Here is a 21,141-nt window from a genome sequence, read left to right as displayed (position 1 = left end):
TTTTTCGATTACATATTCACGGGTAGCCTCTTTAATTCACACCACCGCCTGCGATTGGCAGATCCACGCACCGTGCTGGTGACCTAGCCGCCCGATCACTGTCAGGATGCGATCGAACTCGTCGCCCGTTTCGTCGGAACCCGAATGGATGGTGTCGTCAGCCGATTTGGTCGTTACCGCTAGCGGCAATTTGGTCTCGAACATTGCCATCGAATTCATTAGCGATGTCTCGTAAGCCCGAATAGCTTCCAGATCCGCCTTTTCCTTCAACAAGATATTCAGCACGACACAGACCCCGTCGCGTAAGACATGCGCCGCTTGCTTGGCAGTGCCAATCGACAGCCTCAAACTGCACGTAGCCTGCGTGCGAAATAGTTCGCTGAGTTGCACAAGCAGGATGTCGCCATGCGAGTCCTGGCTTCGCTGAACCCACAACGAGGTGACACGCCCTCGGCCCGAGTCTTTTGCGATTCCCCGTTGCATCTTGAGTCTCCCTTTATGTAGCAGCCCTATCGCCGAACCCAGAGGCCTGATCCGCTTGCCCAGCGCTCCCACGCTGATGCAGCCGTCTGGTTTCCAAATCAGGCGATTCTCGTTCCGTGACAAAAAGGGTCGGTTTTGTCCAATTATCGGACGGAACGAAACCGCTTGATGCGACGGGCCTGTGCTTGGCACTGGATTCTTTTTTTTGCAATTTTATACAAAGAACCAATTTTGTCCAGCATGATTTAGATTAGTTAAACCACATTAACCATCTTTAACATTCAGACACATCATATAAATCATCAAGCATCAGTGAAACGTTTGCGCATCAATGGGGCTGCGAGCATCTAGATAAAATCGTTACCAATAATTAGACTTTTGGTTTCACCAGATAAGTGGATTCCCTTAGGTAGAAACCCGCTATTTTTCTATCGAAACTACAAGGGGCGACTTCAGAAAACTGAAAATATTGCACGCTAAGGTCGGCCGGACTCGACGCTACCGTCTTCCGAACGCCTGATTGATTTCTCGGGCGCGTAGGATATCGTCGCCGTGCAGGTACATTGAGGTCGTTGCGATTGACGCATGGCGCATGGGTATCGCGAACCGTCGTCAATCCGGCACCACGAGCAAGGGCGTGGCTGGCATGGCTATGGTGCATCCAGTGGGGGCTTGCCCGCTGTAACTTCTCGGCGAGCGCGGGATGCGCTGATTTGAGGATATCGGCGGCCTGCAGAAAGAACCGGCGCATGATGTGCCACAGCCGCGCGCCGACAATACTGGCGTCGCCATCCTCACCGAGGTTGGCTACCAATGACGCCCGGGGATTCCGCTGTGTAGGCGTGCTGGCAATTGGCGCTGTACGAGACATTGGTCGAGTGCGTCGCGCGCGAGCGGTGGCAGTGCCACACGGGCGCGCTTGCCTCCCTTGCCAATCACGTGTAGCCATTGGTCGCCGTGCTCGTCAACGTGCACGTCGCCAAGCGTCGCCCCAACCAGCTCGTTGGCGCGCAGGCCCGTCGCGTAACCGAAGTCGAGCAGGAAGCGCAGTCGCTGTGCAGCCGGCTCGGACCAGCCATATGACCACTCCAGGCCGTCCGCGATCGTGCGTAGCAGCAGCCACTCACCTTCAGTGAAGCCGCGCGTAGTATCGAGGGCTGGACGCAACACGTGGCCACGCACCTTAACTCCGGCGAACGGATTCGCCAGCACGTATCGCTGCTCGATCAACCAGCGAAACAGCGCTGAAAGTACGGTCAGCGCGTAGGCGGACGAACGGGCCGACAGGCCACCCGAGAACGACGAAATCCGCAAACACAGTATTGATCTGATGGGCATAGCCAAACTGTAGTGGTCTAATGAATCCGGACACTGATTTAGGCGAGAATGGTCGCCATGAAGAGGTGTCTGATGAGCAAGCAACGACGTACGTTTTCCCCGGAGTTCAAACAGCAAGCCGCCTGTCTGGTGCTCGACCAGGGTTATAGCCATATGGAAGCAAGCCGCTCGGTCGGCGTCGGCGAGACGGTGCTGCGCCGCTGGGTGCAGCAACTTCAGATGGAACGCCAGGGCGTCACGCCGCAGGGCAAGGCAATCACGCCGGATCAACAGCGTATTCAGGAACTCGAGGCGCGTATCGAACGCCTCGAGCGTGAGAAGGCCATTTTAAAAAAGGCTACCGCGCTCTTGATGTCGGAAGGCATCGAACGTACGAAGTAATTGATCAGATTGGCGCAAGCGAATCGGTCGAACTGATCTGCGCGGTATTCGACGTGTCGCGGTCCTGCCTGTATGCCCACCGAGGGCGAGCCCGACGCGTTGATGCCGAGCGCATGGCACTGCGTAGCCGGGTACACGAGCTGTTCATCGAGAGTCGAAGCTCTGCTGGCAGTCGCAGCATCATGGGCATGATGCGCGAGGAAGGTGCCTAAGCACCTCGGAACCTCGGACGGGAGGTCACGCCTTGCGGCCACGGCGCTCCAGTTCGGTCGTGGTTCGCTCCAATTCTCGAGCAAACGTGGCCTCATCCGGCAGGACCATCTGATACTCCGCTGCGAGTATCTTGTTCGGTAGATTGTCGAGTGCATAATGCGCCTCTGCCGCGCCTTTTTCAGCACACAGAATCAAGCCAACCGGAGGGTTCTCGCCGGGCTTCATCCAATGTTCACGCGCGTAGTTGAGGTAAAGATGCATCTGCCCCGCGTCCGCATAGCTGAAGCGCCCGACCTTCAAATCGATAATGAGCAGGCATCGCAAGCGCCGGTGAAAAAACACGAGATCGACTCGAAACCAGGTGTCATCGATCCGTAGACGCCGTTGCCGACCTATGAACGCAAAGTCATCGCCGAGCTCGAGGAGAAAGTCCGCCAAGTGCTGGATCAAGGCCGCTTCGAGATCCGACTCCGAATATTCGTCCTTCATGTCAAGAAATTCGAGGACAAACGGATCGCGGATCGCTTCCTCAGGCGAGAGAAGATCGCCGGGTTGCGCTACAGCCGCCTTTCCGAGCAAGGACGCCTTGTTGCGTGACAGCACCAGCCGCTCATAGAGCTGACTGCTGATCTGACGGTCAAGCTGTCGCACAGACCAGCCCTCACGCAACGCTTCAGCCTCGTAAAAGTCTCGAGCAGCTTGCGCTTTCACCGCGAGGAGGCGAACGTAGGCGGACCAGGGCAGCGGAAAAGCCTGAGCGATAGCATTCAGCTCAAACGCCACGCCCGTCGACGCCTTCACAGCGGCCTCGGTTGATTTTGCAGACGCTGTCGGGACAATCCGGGCGGGCGTGGATTGTGCAGACAGTGTCTGCACAATCCGATCCGCAGGCCACGTCAAGTAAAAGGCGCGCATCTGTGCGAGATTGCGCCATCCGAAGCCGCGACCGAATCGCTCTGACAGATCGGCGCCCAAACGGCGGATCACCGCCTCGCCATAAGCGGCCCGCCCCTCCCCGCCCTGCTCGAACTCAACGATTCGTCGCCCGATCTCCCAATAGGTCGCCGTCATCAGGGCGTTCACCGTGCGAGCCGTCGCCTCGCGCGCCGACGCGACTACATCGGCAATTTCACGGTGCAGTCCCGCATAAGCGGCCCGCCCGACATCACGCTGCGTCACAGTGCGTTCACCACGTCCTTGAACGCCTTGCCGGCGGTGAACTTCACAGTACTCGCGGCCGGGATGGCAATCTCCGCGCCCGTCGTCGGATTACGTCCCGTGCGGGCAGTGCGCTGCCCCTGCGAAAACGCGCCGAAACCGATCAGCTGTACCGATTCGCCGCGACTCACCGCGTCCGTGATCGCGTCCAGGACCGCCTGGACGGTCTTGCTCGCGTCGGTTTTGCTGACGCCCGCGCCCGCTGCGACCGCGTCAATGAGTTCGTGCTTCTTCATGAACAGCCTCGGCAACAAAGTCAAAGCTGCACCCTACCTCATCCCGCCGCACGCACGCAAATCGCTGGCCTCCGCCCCACCACTGCCTGCGGCGGGCAGCCCACCGATGAATTCCGGCTTACACCTGTCGCGCCCCGCTCGCCAAGAGCGATCGCGAACGTTTTCCGCCCGGCCAGCGCTCATACAACTAGCGCGCCGGTGCGGGTGTCATCACTCGCGCTGACGACGTGGTCCGGCTTCCGGTGTCACACAACCTGACTGTTTCTCCAGCCGAATCTGCCCGGCCGACCTGCGCGGACTACGGCATCGGTTCGTGCCGCGTCTCCGGCCTCCCCTCTGCCCGCCACCGGCAGCCGGGCCTAGACTCAACTTCAGTTGTGTGAGCCCCACGACGCTTGCACAACTAAATCTGTAACCAATCCGGTGCGGCGCAGCATTTCCGGCAATCCCTTGATCTACAAGGCGAAGCGGCCGGATGCGATTTCAACTAAATCTGTAGCTATCGCGTCCGCGACGTCAACTAAATTTGTAACGTACTGCGCGATTTCAACTAATCTTGTGTCGTAATGGTCGACGCGCTGGCGGAGGCGACCGATGGCACGACGCTCACGCTTACGGGCAGGCGGTTCCTTGAACGACGGCACGGGATTGAACGACGTCGATCTTGCCGCTTGGCCGTCGATCGACGAGCTCGCGCTTTCCGCCGAGCGACGCGCGCTCTATCGGCGACGCGAGCGCGCGATCCGCCTGTACCTAAACGGCGCGACCGACCGCCAAATCCAAGCGGCCTGCAGCCTGGGCCGCGTCCAGACGTACCGGCTGCTGACCGAGCGCTGCCTCAAAACGCACCCGGATGGCCGCGTCAACGGCTGGCGAGGCCTCCTGCCATATACCCGCGTCAAATCCTACGAACGAACTGCACCGCTCAAGCTCAACGCTTGGAGCGGCGGAGCCGTGGGAGCCTTGCAGTGGGTGTTCGAGTCGCCTGCGGGGCATGGCCTCGAAGAGCGCCTGCGTGAGCGGATACTCGGCAAACGTAGTGACCTAGAAGCCTCGCGTCGGCCGCGCATGGCGGTGTTCCGCTGGTTTCTGGCCGAGCTGCGTGCACGCGGTTTCGAGCGTCGCGGCGAGTGGCCGTTCAATGTCGAGAAACGCGGCTACGTCACGCTCGCCCGCTACATTGATCGCGTGCTTGCCGAGCACCCCTCTCGGGCGCGCCAATTGGCCGGCGGAGCCGAGGCGGTGCGCAAGGCGCGCGCCGGCGACGGTACGCGCCGGCCACCGCTGGCGCCGTTCGACCGCGTCGAGTGTGATGCGCACAAGCTCGACGCCCGTATGACAGTACTGGTGCCGTCACCGCATGGCGGCACCGAGCCGCGCCTGATCCACCGCCTGTGGGTTGTGGTGTTAATCGAGGTCGCCTCGCGCGCGGTGCTAGGCTACCACCTGAGTCTGCGGCGCGAGTGCGCAGCCGAGGACGTGCTGCGCGCCGTGCGTTGCGCGCTCGTACCGTGGATGCCGCGCGACCTGCAGTTCAGCGACGACGCCTATGTGCCGGGTGCTGGCTTGCCGTCGTATCGTCTTCCTCCGCTAGCCGGCGCGTGCTGGAACGAATTCAGCGTCGACGGCGCGCTGGCCAACATCTGCGCGCGCGTCGAGGGCGTGCTGCGCGACGTGGTGGGCGCGACGCTCGTCAAGCCGCAAGATCCGGCGAGCTACAGCCGCCGACGCAGCAAGGACGACCGTCCGTTCGTGGAATCTTTCTTCGGGCATCTGGCCGCCGGCGGCTTTCACCGGCTCGCAACCACGACCGGCAGTTTGCATGCCGACAAACGCGGCGCCAATCCCGACGCGGCCGCGCTCGCCACGCAGTTCCAGCTCGAGTACGCGCAGGAACTGCTCGACACGCTGATCGCCAACTACAACGCCACGCCGCATTCGGGACTGGGATACCGCAGCCCGCTCGAGCAGCTCGAACGATTGATGGCCGAGCGCGCGTGGACGCCCCGCGTGGCTGATCCGGAGGCGGTCCGCCGCATAGTCGGCGTGCGCAAGCTCTGTACGCTGCTCGGCGGCGTCAAGACCGGCCGCCGCCCGCATTTCAACTTCGCCAACGCCCGCTACTCGGCCGAGTGGCTGTGCCTGCGTACCGATCTGCTAGGCCAGGCTTTCTGGTTGCAACTCGACAATGAGGACGATGCGCGCTATGCCGCCGTGTCGACCCAGCGTGGGCAGTTCGTGGGCGTGGTGCGCGCTGCACCCCCATGGCACCGCACGCCGCATTCGCTGTACGTGCGCGAGGCAATTCGCGCGCTCGAAAAACGCCGGCTGCTGCATCTGGCGAACCACGGCGACGCAGTCGAGGCGTTGATCCGGTACGCGGAAGCGGCGCCTGCCGGCAAACTGCCGGTACACCCCGCCTATCTTGAGGCGCGGCGCATCCTGCAGCAGCACGCGGAGCGGCTCGCCGGGCAATCGATGGTGAGCCTCGCCAAACGCCCCGAGGAGGCTGCCGTCGCCACAGCACCCGCGGCGCAGGAGCCGCGTCCTCCCGCGCCGTTGCCACCGATGCGGAGAGCGCAGCAATGGTGACGTTTCCCGGGCCTGCGGAACCGCTCGTAGCCGCCCATGTGCCACGCGATCACCCGGTCGTCACGCGCGACTATTCGTTGTTCACGGTCGCGATTCACGACATGGTCGAGCGTATCGGCACCTGGCTGGACGACCAGATCGACGGCGCGACTATTTTCGGGCCGTCGCGCTTCGGCAAGTCGAGCGCCGTCGACCACTGGCTGCAGCGGCTGCTGTCTGAGCGCTACGGCGGTTATGTGCCGCTCGTCGTCTGGAGCCATACGGACTCAGGCAGCGCAACGGCCGTGGGACGCTTTTACGCGGCTGGCGTCCGCACCGTTTCACGGCGTGCGCACGGTAGACGAACTCGCCTATGTAATGCGCGGCTACGACGAGGGTAGTGAATGGCCGGCCGGTTCCGGTTGCTCGTTCACAGCAGGCCTGGCGCCACGTCCGTGGGCCGGCGGGTTCCGGATGGCAGATCAGGCCGAGGCGCTGATGCTGGCGATGCAGGACGCCTTGCCGCCGCGGTACGCGGGACCGGTCGATTTCCCGATGAAAACCGTCGCGCACGCGTGCCGGCACGTGTTGCTGCGCGTCGCCAGCGGCGCGGACGTTGACTCAGAGACATCGGCCCCGGCCTGGCAAGCCGCCGTCGAGAATGGTGGCCACCGCACGCTGATGGCGCTGGTGTCGGCGACCGCGGCACTGCGCGGCGCAGGTCGCCGAGAATCCGGCCATGCCTGAGGTCCGCTTGACGTGGCACACCGGTAGTGTGCTGCCGTACGCGTCGCTCTGGCACACGGTGCTACGCGCCTGTGCACTCAATGCGCTGCATCCGCGCGACTTACCGTCGTGCCTGGCTCGCCCGCCCGCTAACGTAGAGTTGATCGAGAACCGCGGTCATGTTGACGAGACGGCATTCGCGCTCGCACTTGGCGAGTCGCCGACTGCCTTTCGGTGGTCGTCCCTCGGTGCGCTCCCACCTTGGCTGGATTGCGCGCTCGTTGTGCCGCGGCCGCGACTGTGCCTGGCCTGTCTGGCGGCTGGCTACCATGCCGCGCTGTTTTCCATCGCGCTGCTCGATACGTGCCCGATTCACGGTGTACCACTCGTCGATCGCTGCCACTGTGGAGCGCCATTTCCTGCGAGGTTACGCTCGCTGACCGACTACGGGACGGCAGGCAGTTGCCGATGCGGTCGACTGCACTTTTTTACCCGCGACACTTGCCGTCAGCCCGTGCTCACCCCGGCCGCGACCCGCTGTCTCGATCCAGTTGCCGCTTGGCTGGAAGCGATGTCGAGCCTGATCCGCCCCGCTCGACTAGAGGAGGCCTTGCGTCAACCAACGGCCGACAGCATCGCATGGCTGGCCGCCGCTGCCGACACACTCGGCGTGCCGTTTCCCGCGTGTTTCCGGACGATTCCCTCGATCCGTGCCGCGGCAGTAGCGTACGGCACCCGGGTTCCCGCAGTACCGTTGCGTCGTCCCGTGTCGCAGGAAACCGTCGCACGAAACTATGAGCGGACGTCGTATTGGCCGGCGACGCCCGCCATCACGGTTTACCGAGCGCTCGCCCGCCACGTCCGACGACATCTGGCACCCGGCAGCGCGCGCTGGGTGGCTGGTTTCATCGACGCCTGCGATTCGCTGGTGATTGCAGAGCAGGTGGCCGGTAGCCACCACGCGCGTCAAGCCTTTGTCGAGTTGCTCTGGGGGCGTGCGACCGAGTCCGGCATCGAACAGCGGCGCTGGCCCGATCGGCCGCCGCCGGAGGGGGTTAGAGCGAATTTCGTCGAGCCGGTGGCAGCCGATTGCCTAATCCGAGGCGCGGCGGATGTCGAGGCCGCGGCCCGACACTGGCTCGCTTGCCATGCCGCGCGCGTGAGCCTCGGTGCCGCTTGGCGCGACGCGCAAGCGCGCGCGACGGCTACTGCGCGATCCGGTGTGGCCGACTGGTCGGCCACCGCATCCATCACGTCCTGGCGCGACAGCGCTTGGCTTGCGCGCGTGACGCCCGCCGGGCTTGCCTTCGTCTCCTCAAGCCAGGCGAACTGGGCAGCAGCGAACCATGTCGACAAAGCGACGCGTCAGGCGACCGATGCGGCCCGCCGACAGGTGCGTCGAGACACGATGTGGGCGGCCAGCCGGGGCGCGTGCCTGACCTGGTCCGACGACGTTGGATGGCACGTGATCGACGCCATCGCTCCAGCCGATGGCGATCTGCGGCGGCGCAGACTATTGGGGCTGCCTGCTGGACGCCCTTCGTGCTGGCTCTATCGGTCCGCCGACGGCCGCTTTGTCGCGCGCGTGGACGGTGCCCGGTTGCAGGTGCTGGCAGCCACGCCCACCGCAGCGATCATGACGCTCCGACGTTGTGCGACGGACTATCGCCGGATCTGCCAAGTTGCGTTGCCGCCCGCGGCGTCGGTACCGCTTGTTGTGCCCGAGCCGCTCACGGCACGATCGGCGGCCGACTATCGGTTTTTCGTCGAATGTGTGCGGGGCGCGCGAGGGTTCTGGGACGACGCGAGCAAGCTAGCCGAGGCGGCACGTTGCTATCGTCTCGCGCAGGCGCAGGTAGTACGTGCTGAACCGTGATGCGTAGAGGTTCCTGTGCCGTCAGAAACTGTCCGCATTTTTGTGGGCGAGGAGGTTGAACAACAGGTTATCGGCGCCCTACCGATGACCGGTGGTAACAAAATTAGTTGAAAACTAGTAACAAATTTAGTTGTGTAAGCGGTGCGCGCATCGCACGCAGGGGATATTGTCCCGAAATGAAGGGTAACATAGCCCTTACTATGTTACCCTTCACTTTATTGGCAAATTCACGCATTTTCTGAGCGAGCCTGCCGCTCATGCTTGCCCGGCAAGGCTCGCCGGCCGGTCGACGACCACCGGGGACGCGGTGTTGCCCTCGCCGTCCGTCCTCCTCCGACGAAGTCAAAGGCGAGCGGACGCCGCTGCGCCGCAGGACGCGTATCAAACAACACAGTTTCCGTATTCCCTTGAAGCCGCCCATGACGACCGCCGACGATCCAGACGTGCTCGACGTCGAGTTCCGCGAGCTGCCGGCCACGCCGCGCCGCGCGACCACGCCGGCCGCGCGCCGCAAGTCGCGCTCGCGCGCAGCCCGCCGCGAGGCCGCCGCCGAGCGCCGCATCGGCCTGCAGCACCTCGCCTTCTTCCGAGGCTATCTGGAAGGACTGGATCTCGCCGAGCTGGCCGATCAGTACCTCGAATTCGGCCGCGACGCGCGCAAGGCCGCTGCGACCCGCACCTGGCTGGTCACCGCCTTCGTCGCCGCCGCGCGCAAGCGCCAGGACTTTGCGACCGCGCGCCTCCTCGCGATCCGGCCTGCCGCCCTCGCCGCGACACCTGCGGTCGACGCCCCGGCGCGGGCCATTCCGTCGCTGGAGGACTTCGCCGCCGAGCACGACCCGGACGGCTTCTATACCGAGAAAGAGCTGCTCGACCTGTTCGCCGCCCGGCATGCCGGCGCGGACACCGACGCCGGCGCGGCCCTGCGTCGACAGCAGCGCAACGCCCGCCTGCGCGCGCGGCAGATGGCGGCGCTCGAGGCACTCGCGCGCCTGGTGGTCGAGGATCCACGCCCCGAACACCACGTGCTCGGCTGGTTCGAAACCGCCGTCGCGCTGCGTCTGGCCGACGTCGGCCTCACCACGATCGGCAAGCTGGTCGAGATCATCAACGCGCTCGGCTACCGCTGGTACCGACGCGTGCCGCGTCTGGGCGAAGTCGGCGCGCGCCGCATCACCGCGTGGCTGGGGCACTACGGCGATGTCGCCGGCCTGCAACTGGCCGCCGGCGTGCAAACCCACCCGTCCGAGCACACGCTGGCGGGCCCGCCGCTGGCCGCGGCCGGCCCCGTCACCGCGATCGTGCCGCTCGAGCGCTTCTTGCTGCCGCCCGAGCTGGACGGCTCGCACGGCACGCACCGCAATCTCGTCAGGAACAACAGCCGCGCCAACAACGACCGCGAGGCGATTGATTTCTGGCTCGCCGACTACGAGAACCCGCATACGCGCCAGCGCTACCGCACCGAAGCCGAGCGGCTGCTGCTCTGGGCGATCTTCGTGAAGCGCAAGGCGCTGTCGAGCCTCGACACCGATGATGCGCGCGACTACATCAACGGCTTCCTGACCGATCCGCAGCCTGCGAGCCAATGGGTCATGACGGGCACCGCGCATCGCGGTGATCTGGGCTGGCGGCCGTTCCGCGGGCCGTTATCGGTCAAGAGCCGGCAAGACGCGCTGTCCGCGCTGAAGAAGTTTTTTGGCGAGCTGGTCGACGCGCAGTACCTGGATCACAACGCCTTCGCGAAGGTGCGCGTGTTCACCGGGTCGACCCACGACGCCGCCGGCAATGAACGACGCGTGGCCGCGAAGTCGCGCCTGCTGATCGAGCGCGGTTTGACCGCCGATGCCTGGCGTTTTGCGATGCGCGTCCTCGACGCGATGCCGGACACGGCCGCCGCGACACGCATGCGTTTTGTACTGAGCTTTGCGTACAGCACCGGGCTACGGCGTGCCGAGCTGTGCGGCGCCTTCACGGACGACGTGCAGGAGCGCTACGCCGGCCCCGAGTTGGGAACCATCCGATTGCTGCGCGTGGTCGGCAAGCGCGCGAAGGAGCGCTTCGTGCCGCTGGTGCCGGCGGTGCTGGAAATGATGGGCGACTATCTGGAATCGCGCGGCCTGCCGCGCGATCCCCTCGCCTGCCCTGCCGCCACTCCGTTGATCCCGGCACTGCTGTCGAATGCCGAGATCGGTCGAATCCGGCGCGCGGCGAAGGCAAACAAAACAGATCCGGCGCCCGACCTCGCTGCGCGCGCGCGGCAAACCGGGCCGATCCATCCGATTCAACTTTATAAGGCGGTTAGGCAGTTTTTCGCGATGGCAACTGCCGCGGCACTACGTGAGGACTCGCCACACGCACGCGCTTTCAGCGCAGCCAGTCCGCACTGGCTGCGACACACGTTCGTGTCGCATGCGCTGGCCAATGGCATGAGTCTCGAGAGCGCGCGAAATTTTGCCGGCCACGACTCCCTTGATACGACGTCGATCTACGCCACGGCGGAACTGGGTCGCCAGTACAGAGAGGCGGAGAACTTCCTTAAAAACGGCGCGCGATAGTGCGAAATTGCAACTCGACAGCCATTTTTCGACTCGCATGCGTACGCACCCGAGCATCCCGCTGGGTCATCAATAAAGTGATCCGATCAGACATTTGCGGCAGTTCGGCCATCAGCCGACCACAAGCCCGTGAGCCACATTGACCTACTGAAACTCCAAGATTAGGTCGGGGTTTGTCACGCCAATTCCAACAAAGTCCCAGACAAACTACCACTTCGAGCTTGCCCTCCAAAAGATCTCCCAGATAATCTCCGACTTCGGTCGAGAGCGCATCCGACTTTCGAGTGGTCGACCGAAATTCGGTATATAAGATTCCCGCCAGACCAAACACTGAAAATTCAGCGGTCACGCTTTGACCAACTTCCGTTGTCGCCCACGCCCAATCTCCACGTGGAGATCGAAGGCCCGTTGATCGCGATGTAGCTGTCCATGCACCGAGCAAAATCATTCCGGCGCGAGACATCCTGACCGTCATTCAGCAACCACACCGAGTCTCCACGTGGAGATCGCGAAGACATTGATTTTTCGCCGGGCAGGAGATATTTTCGAAACATAATTCTTGAATTCCATGATTCGTTGGCTATACTGCAGGCGTTCGATCTCCACGTGGAGATCAGGCACACCTCCATCTCGGATCTCCACGTGGAGATTCCGGGTGCTCAACTGAATGCACTGCTATTGGCGGGAGACGAAATGGGCCTAGTGTTCGCTGTTGCAAATCAAAAAGGTGGTACCGGCAAAACAACGACAACGATCAACCTCGCCGGAGCGTTTCATGCCGCTGGCTACAAACCACTAGTGGCAGATGCAGACGCGCAAAACTCTTGTCTCCGCTGGAACGCTGTTGCTGACGATGACAATCCTCTTCCATTCAAGATAGTCAGTGTTGCGGGTCACGGTAAGCAGATTGGGAACGTCATTACCCAATTAGCCGAAGATTCAGAAATCGTCCTGGTGGATTGTCCTCCCAGCATTGAGTCCCCAATTACGGCGAGGGTGCTGATGGTCGCCGACGCAACGATCATCCCGACCGACTCGTCCCCATTGGACCTATGGAGCAGCGAGGGGATGATGCGTCTGGTCGAACAAACCCGCGCGATCCAGCCAAACGGGAAATACGCGATTCTTCTCAACAAAGCAAATCCGAAAACCATGCTCCATGGACAGATGCGAGAACTCCTCTCCGAGAGCAAGGTGCATCTATTGAAGACAACCATTAAGCACCGGGAAGTCTACAAACTTGCGGCCGCATTGGGGCGAACGGTATTTGACGCGAAAGGGCTAAGAGCAGTGAAACCTGCCCGCGAAGAAGTGGCCGCGCTTCTGGATGAGCTGATCGCCTTCTACAACACTGAGGACAGTGAGAATGAGTAAAAAACTCGACCTCAAAAGCAAAGTGCGCACCGGCATGGCCGCCGAACGTTCCGACGTCGATGCGCGACTGAACACGTCCGGAGTTGTGAGGGCCGCCCAGGCCGAAGCTGCTCATATACTCGATCCGGACTCGCGTGCAGTTCTGGACGAGAATGCCGTGCAGGACGCGATCGCCCCGAGTGAATCGCTGGAAGACGAGGAACGGTTTCACATCCTTCGGCTCGACGATTGCATCTCCAACCCTTACAACCCGCGGGCCTTCTACAGTCCCCAGAGCATTGACGGGCTTGCGGCAACCCTAGACAAGGAAGGTCAACTCCAACCTATTCTTTTTACGCATTTACCAGAATATCCCGGTAAAAACATCATTGTCGACGGTGAGCGCCGTCTGCGGGCCTTGAAGACATTGGGGCGGCTAACGATCAAGGGTATGTATCGACCGAACCTATCGTCGCAAGCCTTGTTCCTTCTAGCGTATCGCGCGAACAAGGAGCGCGACGATCAGACTGTTTTCGACGATGCGGTCGCCTGGAAGCGTTTGCTCAGCGAGAACGTTTATCGCGATCAGATTGAGTTGGCCGCAGCGGTAGGTGAAGACAAAGGTGTGGTCAACAAGGTCCTCTTGCTCAACACCTTACCGATGACGCTGCTTCAACGCATGGTCGACAACGCCGACAAGGTGAAGCTGTCTCACGCCTACAACATCAAGCTCATATGCGACAAAGTAGGCGACGCGGTAGCAGAGCACTGGCTTGACCAGGTGATCGCCGGACAGGCTTCGGTCCGCAAGCTTGAGCAGATTGCGACCAGTGACAAGACGACCGCCCGTGGTGCGAAGAGAACTCACTACGAGTCCAGAGTTAAATTTGCTTCGCCGCGGGGATTCGAACTCGGCGAACTGAAGGCGTTCGCTGACGGTAGAGCCGAGTTGAACCTCAAGGGAGTGAAGGGAGTTGCACAAGAACGGTTGATCGACAAACTGACCGAGGTCGTGCAATCCTGGGCTCGCGATCTGAGTGAAGACGATGTCGACGCGCCGACGCGAACACTGAACACCGACGCGTAAACGCGCGGCCCGCGTTCAAGCCGCTCAGGCCAATTCGCTTGAGCGGCACATCAATACTCTTGATTGTCGGATTGGCCGTGTTCGCCGCTCACGGCAGCGCGTAGTCCCGACGAACGCAAGGACTACCGAGAACTTGCGCCGCTTCCAGCGAGCACGAAATTCAGGAGATCGCGGTCTGTCGGCTTGCCCCAAACGTCCTCAGCCAGCCAGTAGAAGAACGCTTGCTCGGCCGCCTTCTTCGGCTTCTTGTTCGCCGCGAGCTTCAGCTGTGGCGCCACCTGATTCTCGTTATAGCGATTAACACAATCCCCTTGCTCGCCAGAATCTAGCTCGTTGAAATACCCACGAGCTTGCTCGGCTCGATCTGCGAGGAGCTTAGACAAGAGTTTGTCCTCCGCTTGCTCCGACGAAGAGGCGATCGACACGACGTTGCTGTCCGGTTTGCCCCGTCCGCTTTCCAGCTGGTAGCCGTTTGCCAGCGCTTTCCGAAAATACGATGCGACATTGTCCAACGGCTGGGCATTTTTCTTCTTCACCCGGACCTCGGTGTACGCAAGCGCTTGGCGCACCGCCTCGGGCCCATGGTGGCCCAACAGCTTCCGCGCCTCGGACAAAGGGACCGAGAGTTTCGTCATCGCGGAAAGAACGTCGAGGTCTTCTTCGGACGTTGCCTCAGATTTTCGCTTTGGCGTGATGAAGAATTGGACCTCCGTAACGGCGCGACCGGTCTTATGCTCCTTCAAGACAAACTCATGATCAGAAATGTCGTTGATCTCCTTAAGGGCCGGCACCAAAATTCGGCTCTTGAAAATCTTGTACTCAGCGTATGAACCTTGCGCCCAGTCCATGCCCAGCAAAAGATCGCGAAGGGTATTGACCTTCATTTTTCCCGTCTGGCCAACACCTTCGTAGCGCACGACGTTCTCCCAGAGGGTCAGCGCGTAACCGCGCTTGAACACCCTGGCGATCCGCATATCGATGCTCGCATACACTTCGGGGCTGAGTAGCAGCTCGCTGATGTTGTCGGAGAACTGATACTTTAAGGTTCCGCCGGATAACTTCGCGCCGGCAAGCAGCGCGCTAGCGTTCCACTCAGACTTCGCGGCCAACTGGTCCCAGTTGACTACAAAGCCAACCAACGAGTTGATCGTTGCCTTGACGTACTCGCGATTTTTCGAGTTCAGCCCGACGTCAGAGATCAGATCCCCGATCGAATACTCGAACCATGTTCGTTCACCTTCCTTGCGCTGCTCGATCGCGTTCTTGATCAAGGCGTTCCAAGTCTTCGCCTGCTGCAGTGAGATCGGTCCGGTCTTCGGCGCCATGTGGATCGCCGGCACCGCCTTCCGAAATGGATCCGGCATCTCCGGCATTTGGAAGAGGGCGATTTGCATGGGTTCGCGACCCGTGTCTTTTTTCGTTGCCACGAAGGGATACGCTCGAATGGAGATGAACGGTAACAATACACTGTACTTTGTTCACCTTCAAGGATAGGCGCGACGTCGACGGCCGGAACCGCGGCTGCCAGCCACTTGGAGAACCATAGACATTCACCAATGACGCAACCGGTCACTTTCGGTGGGCTCTTTTGCCATTTCACGTTCTATTTCAAGGGATTATGAGTCATGGTCACCGGCAACGCGCTGAAATCTCGGAACCATAGACGTTCACCCTCGCCAGACGAAAGCTGGGTGGATTCGATATCTCTTTCCCGGAGCGCGGAACCATAGACGTTCACTTTTCGGTACCTTTCCCGGAGAGCCCGCCGTCGCCAGTCAAAGAGAACCATAAACGTTCACCTTTGAACCTCTTCTCCTAATCGTCCCAAATTGGGCAGGGTATCAAAAGCGCAATCTTTTTTATAATCAAATAGTTGTTGCAAGAAATTCAAGCAAAATCTCAGATAGGCGAGTGTGCCTTTAGAACCATAGGCGTTCACCTTCAGCAGTACCCATAGACCTTCACCTTTCTCCCGCCCAGCCCGGAACCACAGACATTCACTCTTGCCCCATATCCATGTACCTAACGAACCACGGGTGTGCACCATCTGAACCATATCCCTTCACCCTTAGAACCAGAGGCATTCACCATTTGAACCATAGCCATGCACCTAACATCCTTCAAAGCCTTATCCAGCAAGGCTCTGCAGACACGTAAACGTAGTTAAAGGTGTTAAAAGTGTTGAGGTAAACACGTAAACGAGCGTCGGCTTTAAGCAACACCAGAAAACCGCCCCCTGGCCATCACAATCACCGTGCTAGAGCAAGCCCATTAAAACTAGCCGAGCGAACCATAGGCGTTCACCTGACTGTCCGGCCGAGGAGCAACAACGCTATGGACTGCCCAAGCAGGCTAGGAGCAGGGGTGAACCATAGACATTCACCTCGCGGGAGCTGGTGAACCATAAACGTTGACCGAAAGCTCGATACCTTCGTTTGCTATAGGACCGCGACACTGAGTCTTCAACCAATCCCGAACCGCCGGCTCCCGCTTAAAACCTGCCTGTCCCAAGTAGACGAAAGACGCCAGCCTTCGATAGCCGCCCGCTTGGCCGTTGCATCACGAAGGTCTTCGCTCGTGCGTCCAATACCGCCCATCCATCTCGGTCCGCCAACGACTCAATACGCTTCAGGTCCGACGGTTGGACATCACTGAGGATCAGGGCACAGCCCATCACGTACGCTGGAAGCGATGCGAATGCCGCCGCAAACTTCGCTTCGTCGACCGGTAGTCCCACTTTCTTGGCGATCGCTGGCACCGAAGCGGCATACCCTAATGATCGCGCGCGGAGAATCTCCGATCCGAGCGCGACGAGCGACAGGGAATCGCGCCTCACTTTGTATTGCATCACTCGCGCATTCAACCCGCTGGCTGAACACCCGCCCGCGGATCTGTAGGCATCGATCGCGCCTTGTACCGTTGGCTCTTGTGTGCCAATCTCGTCAGCAATCTCGCTACTCGACTGCCAAACCCCGTCTCCAATGGCTTGGCAGAAGATCTCGCCGATCACCACCGGACCAAGCTTCGATCGAACCGCCTCCGCGTATCGACTAAGGTAGCGAATCTTGTCGTCCACCCGTTTAGGAACCGAAAAACGTGGCTTCATTTCGCACGCAGAATGGAATTGATGAGCTGAGCGATATTCGGCGCCTCGCGAAGGATGGCCGGCAGCCTAGCCGACTCGACGATGAGGTGATTCCTGTTTGCCGATAACGAGACCGTAACCTCGTCGGGCCGCGGTGGAGCACCGGTTAGCAGCGCATGCTCAATCTCGGGAATCGACAAACTACTCGGAAGCTGGCTCGCGCGATCAGATACGACAGAGGCGCCTAACTGAGCGACAAAGAAATCCAATCGTTCTGCTAATGAAAACGTGAGTTTCCCGTCACCGCCGACCGCATCTACTAGCGATCTCGGAAGTCGAGCCGCAGTGATGGACCGGGACACGTTCGATGGAGACACGGAGAAGTCGACAGCCATCGATGCCTGACTTGGCCACAGACCGCGTTCGATCACTGCGATGTAAAGCTCGCCTAGTCGAACGATCGAGGCCCCTTCCGCACGCATCTGTCGATGGAGCGAGATTGCAGTTCGTTTGTTCGGCACTTCACGAGAAGAGAAACTTTGTGTCATCGAATCGATTTCGTTGGAGTGTCGTAGATAGAGCGGGCCGCTCGTCCAGGGCCGCACACTTTCAATGGCCGTGCGCTGGGAGGAGTGGCTACACCGAGCGTCGCAGTGGACTGTCAGGCGACACAAACAGCATACCGGTGCGCACTATTTGTCAAATTCAACGGGACGGAGGATGGCTGAACAGGGGACGTACTACGGGCCCAAACGGAAACGCTCGAGGAGCAATTCGACGCACGTAGTCAAATCTAACGCTCCGGATTCTGCAGGAGCGTAGAGGACTAGCGGCAGGCCGGCGCTTGCAAACTGGCTATCATGCAAGACGTTTAGGTAGGGAATACCGCCCTTGAGCCACGCCCGTGCAAGACCGTCTGGCACCGACGCCAAACTACTGATCGCGTGCATGCGCTGCAGGCTGAAGCGATTCGCAATAAGCGTAAGCTCGGGACTCCGGCTATGGCTTTCTCGTTGACCTTCAAGGAGTCTAGACAACAGTTGCAACGCCTTCCCGACGTACCCCTCCACCGACACCGAAGAAACGAGGTAGTCAGTAGCGTCGAGAACGCCGAGCGTCGCACCGGAAATGGCCGGAGACGTATCAAAGAGAACGACATCGTAGTTGGAGATATCGAAGAGCGGATTCTTGCCGTATCGACCTCTTTCGATGAACGTCCGAATTTGATGTCGGCTATCGTGGTGGCCGCGCTCCTCTTCGATCTGCAAAGCATCGAGCTGAAAGAGCCGCAGATCTGCGGGAACAAGGTGAGGACCAAAGTTTCCGTACGGAAACTTAAGCACATCCGTAAGAGCTACGGGGTTCGTCTGACCCTGGAAAAGTAGGTCTCCGAAGTGATGATCGACAATCATCGATTTGTCGAGGTTTGTTCCTGCGAGGTCCGCATCCGACATGTCAGGGTGATAGCCGAAACTGCGGGTAAGGCCTGCGCCGCTATCTAAATCAACCAACAACGTCCGAAATCCACGAAGCGCGAGAACCGTTCCGAAGTTTGATGCGAGGGTAGTCGAACCGACGCCTGTTCTCGTGGCGTAGGTCGTGACGACGATTGGCCCTCTTCGAGCTACTTTCGCTCGACTTGCCGCGCGGTGGTGTGCGATCTCGAAGATGTTCTCGAGAGAGAAGAGCCGCGTTTTGGTGCCGGCTGCTTCTCGAGCCACGGCGACTTCAAACCGATCCGCCATGCGTCGTACCGTATCGACGGTCGTTCCCAAGAGTTGTGCAGCCGCTTGTACTTTGAATGTCTTGCCCGGCAATTGGTCGCCTCGGTTCGGGAAGAGGTGGAACGTGTCCCTGGTAGTGTTGCTAGGATATATGCGCAATACTAGCAAAAATCCTTGCTGAAATAAATTATCATTGAATCCGGGATATTTTACCGTTCGCGACGAATTGCTTGCATATTGATTCGAAAAGAAAACTTAATCTGAGAAAAGGCGGCCTTATGCTCCGGAATTGTTACGAAATTGGCAAAAAGACCCTCAACCGGTTGAGGGGGGGGCGGGAGGCCAGGGCACCGCCGCTCCCGCTCAAACCGTGCGTAAGCCCTTGTATTTGCAGGGAGCGGCGTGTGCCTGTCGTGAGGCACCGGTGACAAAACGGTGAATTTATCGCGTGCAATACGTGCAAGCCGCAAAGGTACATCGAGCTCAGACGATATCTCCGAACCGCAATCTTGATCGGGTGAAAAGCTCACGATTTCCATAGGGCTTTTTGCCGTACACCCCTCAACCGGTTGCGCGCAGTAGCACCGATGGCCAGCGTTTCTCGGCGTCGCGAAAAGGCCCCTGAAATCACGGTCCTTTTCCCAAGTGCCGTTGTCGCCTCGGCTGTTCCAATTGATCCGTCCCAATTGGAACTCCGTGATGCGACTCCCCAGACTTTTTCCCCGTAGCAAGAAGCAGGTCGCCCTGTCGCCGGCGCCCGGCCACTACTCGAACGAGGATCCCGAAAAGATCATCTTCGATCAGGGGACGCGTCTGCGGATCGAAGCCAATCACTGGAAGACCTTCTGTTTCGTCCTCGCGATCATCGCCGGTGGTGCCGTGTACACCCGGCAACCGCCGCCGTCGGTCGTGAAAGCCTATGGCGTTTCGTCGGATGCCGGCGGCAACCCGTTGGTCAAACAGCTAGCGGCGTACAACCCGGACGACCAGGCGAAGCGCACGGCGATCAAACAGGACGTCGAGCACTGGTTCACGATCGAGCCGGTCCTCACCGACGACATTCGAACTTCACGCCTCGCCAAGAACATCAACGCCGTCAAAGCCAAGATGGTCGGCAACGCGAAGAACCAGTTCGCGTCGTGGATCAGCGAGGACAAGCCGTTCGACCAGATCACGACCAATCCGAAGCTGGTCCGCGAGCCGAAGGTCACCAACGTCTCGCTGCTGGAGGATTCGACCGTCGTCGTCGAATTTACGACCTCGACCCGGCAATCGCCCACCGACAAGCCCGTCGATGTCCGCTTCGCGCTGACGATGCGCTACCAGATCATTCCTCCGACCGCAGAGGACGTACTCGGCACGAATCCGTACGGTCTCTATTACCCGTTCTTCACTCTCCAAAAAACCGGCGCATGAAACGACCACGTTCCCTCCTGACCTGGGGCGCGCTCGCGTTGATCGCGGCGTCGGCCAATGCGTTCGCCGCAAAGACTGCCGCGAGTCCTGTCTCGCCGATCCCGGGGTTTGATGTCGGCAGCATCATCGGCGACGCGATGAGCCCGGTGAACCCGTACAACTCTGGCGCCGATCCCATCACGATGCCCGGCGACGCACGCATGGCGGTGTTCCCGTATAGCCGCGACCAAATCTACCGCGTGATGACGGCACCGCTGAAACTCACGACGATTGAACTGGAGCGCGGCGAGAGCCTGATCAGCGAGCCGGCAATGGGTGACTCGGTGCAATGGGTCATCGACACGGACGGTGCAAACCACGTGTACGTCAAGCCGACGAAGCCCGGCCTCGTCAACACGCTGCACCTGAGCACGAACAAGCGCGAGTACGAGCTGACGCTCGTCTCGTCGCCGCTTGGCGGGCTGTTCTACCAGAACGTGCGCTTCAACTACCCGAATTCGCTGATGGCGAAGGTGCGCACGCGCGGAAACGCTCCCGACGACGACCGCGATGCGGACCATGCTGGTCAATCCGATTCCGGGCCGATTGGCGTTCCGCCCGACAAGCTGAACTTTGAATACACCGTGTCCGGCACGAGCTCGCTCAAACCGGAGACGGTTTTCGACGATGGTACGTTTATCTGGATCAGGATGCCGCCGCGCACGCCGTTCGCCGTGCCGACCATCAAGGACGGCGGCGACATCGTCAGCCCGAACTTTATCCGCCGCGGCCCGTACATCGTTATCCAGCGACTGGCAGACGAAGTGAAGCTAACGCGACCGGGCGAGGAAGTCACGATCACGCGCGGCCGCCGCGGTTTGTTCGGGTTCTGAGGTCGGC

At 60.5% G+C, this 21,141-nt stretch carries 17 protein-coding genes and 2 pseudogenes; 10 read left to right on the top strand and 9 right to left on the bottom strand.

Features of this window, described 5'->3' with window-relative positions; genetic code table 11:
* Positions 1-36: 36 nt before the first annotated feature.
* The gene (locus DIE08_RS13970) at positions 37-483 is read right to left on the bottom strand and encodes a hypothetical protein (RefSeq protein ID WP_124902221.1); all 447 of its coding nucleotides are present in this window, start codon (positions 481-483) and stop codon (positions 37-39) included.
* 498 nt (positions 484-981) lie between these two features.
* A pseudogene (locus DIE08_RS13965) lies at positions 982-1,782 on the bottom strand (tyrosine-type recombinase/integrase); the annotation flags it as partial.
* 111 nt (positions 1,783-1,893) lie between these two features.
* On the opposite strand from DIE08_RS13965, the pseudogene DIE08_RS13960 reads away from it, so the two are divergent.
* A pseudogene (locus DIE08_RS13960) lies at positions 1,894-2,408 on the top strand (transposase); the annotation flags it as partial.
* Between the two features lie 31 nt (positions 2,409-2,439).
* Here the strand turns inward: DIE08_RS13960 and DIE08_RS13955 are convergent.
* Both DIE08_RS13955 and DIE08_RS13950 read right to left on the bottom strand, forming a co-directional pair.
* Positions 2,440-3,594, bottom strand: coding sequence for a YhcG family protein (locus DIE08_RS13955; RefSeq protein WP_124902220.1), 1,155 nt, complete (start codon positions 3,592-3,594; stop codon positions 2,440-2,442).
* A complete protein-coding gene (locus DIE08_RS13950) occupies positions 3,591-3,869 on the bottom strand; it encodes an HU family DNA-binding protein (RefSeq protein WP_124902219.1) in 279 nt (92 codons plus the stop codon). The genes DIE08_RS13955 and DIE08_RS13950 overlap by 4 nt, the downstream gene beginning before the upstream one ends.
* A gap of 630 nt (positions 3,870-4,499) precedes the next feature.
* On the opposite strand from DIE08_RS13950, the gene DIE08_RS36205 reads away from it, so the two are divergent.
* The 7 genes from DIE08_RS36205 to DIE08_RS13915 all read left to right on the top strand — a co-directional run bounded on the left by DIE08_RS36205 (position 4,500) and on the right by DIE08_RS13915 (position 14,037).
* Positions 4,500-6,461 carry a hypothetical protein gene (locus DIE08_RS36205; protein ID WP_244102004.1) on the top strand — a complete coding sequence of 654 codons (1,962 nt, stop codon included), beginning with the start codon at positions 4,500-4,502 and terminating at the stop codon, positions 6,459-6,461.
* Positions 6,455-6,841, top strand: a complete 387-nt coding sequence (locus DIE08_RS13940; RefSeq protein WP_124902218.1) for a hypothetical protein — start codon at positions 6,455-6,457, stop codon at positions 6,839-6,841. Before DIE08_RS36205 ends, DIE08_RS13940 begins: the two co-directional genes overlap by 7 nt.
* Positions 6,842-6,914: 73 nt before the next feature.
* Complete coding sequence (locus DIE08_RS35655; RefSeq protein ID WP_175753925.1) at positions 6,915-7,187, top strand: hypothetical protein; 273 nt, start codon at positions 6,915-6,917, stop codon at positions 7,185-7,187.
* A 550-nt stretch (positions 7,188-7,737) separates the two neighbouring features.
* Positions 7,738-9,042: a hypothetical protein gene (locus tag DIE08_RS35650; protein WP_175753924.1), complete on the top strand. Its 1,305-nt coding sequence runs from the start codon at positions 7,738-7,740 to the stop codon at positions 9,040-9,042.
* A 419-nt stretch (positions 9,043-9,461) separates the two neighbouring features.
* Positions 9,462-11,597, top strand: a complete 2,136-nt coding sequence (locus tag DIE08_RS13925; RefSeq protein ID WP_124902216.1) for a phage integrase family protein — start codon at positions 9,462-9,464, stop codon at positions 11,595-11,597.
* Positions 11,598-12,239: 642 nt separating this feature from the next.
* Positions 12,240-12,971, top strand: coding sequence for a ParA family partition ATPase (parA, locus tag DIE08_RS13920; RefSeq protein ID WP_258170711.1), 732 nt, complete (start codon positions 12,240-12,242; stop codon positions 12,969-12,971).
* Positions 12,964-14,037 carry a ParB/RepB/Spo0J family partition protein gene (locus DIE08_RS13915; protein ID WP_124902215.1) on the top strand — a complete coding sequence of 358 codons (1,074 nt, stop codon included), beginning with the start codon at positions 12,964-12,966 and terminating at the stop codon, positions 14,035-14,037. The genes parA and DIE08_RS13915 overlap by 8 nt, the downstream gene beginning before the upstream one ends.
* A gap of 122 nt (positions 14,038-14,159) precedes the next feature.
* On the opposite strand, the gene DIE08_RS13910 is transcribed toward DIE08_RS13915, so the two are convergent.
* The 5 genes from DIE08_RS13910 to DIE08_RS13890 all read right to left on the bottom strand — a co-directional run bounded on the left by DIE08_RS13910 (position 14,160) and on the right by DIE08_RS13890 (position 18,939).
* Entirely contained in the window at positions 14,160-15,431 is a 1,272-nt protein-coding gene (locus tag DIE08_RS13910) for a replication initiation protein (RefSeq protein WP_124902214.1), read from the bottom strand.
* Between the two features lie 401 nt (positions 15,432-15,832).
* Positions 15,833-16,084: a hypothetical protein gene (locus tag DIE08_RS13905; protein WP_124902213.1), complete on the bottom strand. Its 252-nt coding sequence runs from the start codon at positions 16,082-16,084 to the stop codon at positions 15,833-15,835.
* A gap of 444 nt (positions 16,085-16,528) precedes the next feature.
* On the bottom strand, positions 16,529-17,143 hold the full coding sequence (locus DIE08_RS13900; RefSeq protein WP_124902212.1) for a hypothetical protein: 615 nt from the start codon (positions 17,141-17,143) through the stop codon (positions 16,529-16,531).
* Positions 17,140-17,670, bottom strand: a complete 531-nt coding sequence (locus tag DIE08_RS13895) for a hypothetical protein (protein ID WP_124902211.1) — start codon at positions 17,668-17,670, stop codon at positions 17,140-17,142. Before DIE08_RS13895 ends, DIE08_RS13900 begins: the two co-directional genes overlap by 4 nt.
* Positions 17,671-17,862: 192 nt before the next feature.
* Positions 17,863-18,939, bottom strand: a complete 1,077-nt coding sequence (locus DIE08_RS13890; RefSeq protein WP_124902210.1) for a ParA family protein — start codon at positions 18,937-18,939, stop codon at positions 17,863-17,865.
* Between the two features lie 606 nt (positions 18,940-19,545).
* Here DIE08_RS13890 and DIE08_RS13885 point away from each other — a divergent pair.
* Together DIE08_RS13885 and DIE08_RS13880 are read left to right on the top strand one after the other, a co-directional pair.
* Positions 19,546-20,262 carry a type IV secretion system protein gene (locus DIE08_RS13885; RefSeq protein WP_124902283.1) on the top strand — a complete coding sequence of 239 codons (717 nt, stop codon included), beginning with the start codon at positions 19,546-19,548 and terminating at the stop codon, positions 20,260-20,262.
* Positions 20,259-21,134, top strand: a complete 876-nt coding sequence (locus DIE08_RS13880; RefSeq protein WP_107937967.1) for a TrbG/VirB9 family P-type conjugative transfer protein — start codon at positions 20,259-20,261, stop codon at positions 21,132-21,134. Before DIE08_RS13885 ends, DIE08_RS13880 begins: the two co-directional genes overlap by 4 nt.
* Positions 21,135-21,141 lie beyond the last annotated feature (7 nt).

This window comes from Burkholderia sp. Bp9004, assembly GCF_003858025.1.
GTDB lineage: Bacteria > Pseudomonadota > Gammaproteobacteria > Burkholderiales > Burkholderiaceae > Burkholderia > Burkholderia diffusa.
Note: the sequence above shows the minus strand (reverse complement) of the source record. Positions and strands in the feature narration are given on the sequence as shown.

Coding starts and splice junctions, on each gene's coding strand:
- DIE08_RS13895 (WP_124902211.1), bottom strand. CDS start 17,670: ATGACACAAAGTTTCTCTTCTCGTGAAGTGCCGAACAAACGAACTGCA.
- DIE08_RS13940 (WP_124902218.1), top strand. CDS start 6,455: ATGGTGACGTTTCCCGGGCCTGCGGAACCGCTCGTAGCCGCCCATGTG.
- DIE08_RS13880 (WP_107937967.1), top strand. CDS start 20,259: ATGAAACGACCACGTTCCCTCCTGACCTGGGGCGCGCTCGCGTTGATC.
- DIE08_RS35650 (WP_175753924.1), top strand. CDS start 7,738: ATGTCGAGCCTGATCCGCCCCGCTCGACTAGAGGAGGCCTTGCGTCAA.
- DIE08_RS13905 (WP_124902213.1), bottom strand. CDS start 16,084: ATGGTGCACACCCGTGGTTCGTTAGGTACATGGATATGGGGCAAGAGT.
- DIE08_RS13915 (WP_124902215.1), top strand. CDS start 12,964: ATGAGTAAAAAACTCGACCTCAAAAGCAAAGTGCGCACCGGCATGGCC.
- DIE08_RS13925 (WP_124902216.1), top strand. CDS start 9,462: ATGACGACCGCCGACGATCCAGACGTGCTCGACGTCGAGTTCCGCGAG.
- DIE08_RS13950 (WP_124902219.1), bottom strand. CDS start 3,869: ATGAAGAAGCACGAACTCATTGACGCGGTCGCAGCGGGCGCGGGCGTC.
- DIE08_RS35655 (WP_175753925.1), top strand. CDS start 6,915: ATGGCAGATCAGGCCGAGGCGCTGATGCTGGCGATGCAGGACGCCTTG.
- DIE08_RS13885 (WP_124902283.1), top strand. CDS start 19,546: ATGCGACTCCCCAGACTTTTTCCCCGTAGCAAGAAGCAGGTCGCCCTG.
- DIE08_RS13910 (WP_124902214.1), bottom strand. CDS start 15,431: ATGCAAATCGCCCTCTTCCAAATGCCGGAGATGCCGGATCCATTTCGG.
- DIE08_RS13970 (WP_124902221.1), bottom strand. CDS start 483: ATGCAACGGGGAATCGCAAAAGACTCGGGCCGAGGGCGTGTCACCTCG.
- DIE08_RS13900 (WP_124902212.1), bottom strand. CDS start 17,143: ATGAAGCCACGTTTTTCGGTTCCTAAACGGGTGGACGACAAGATTCGC.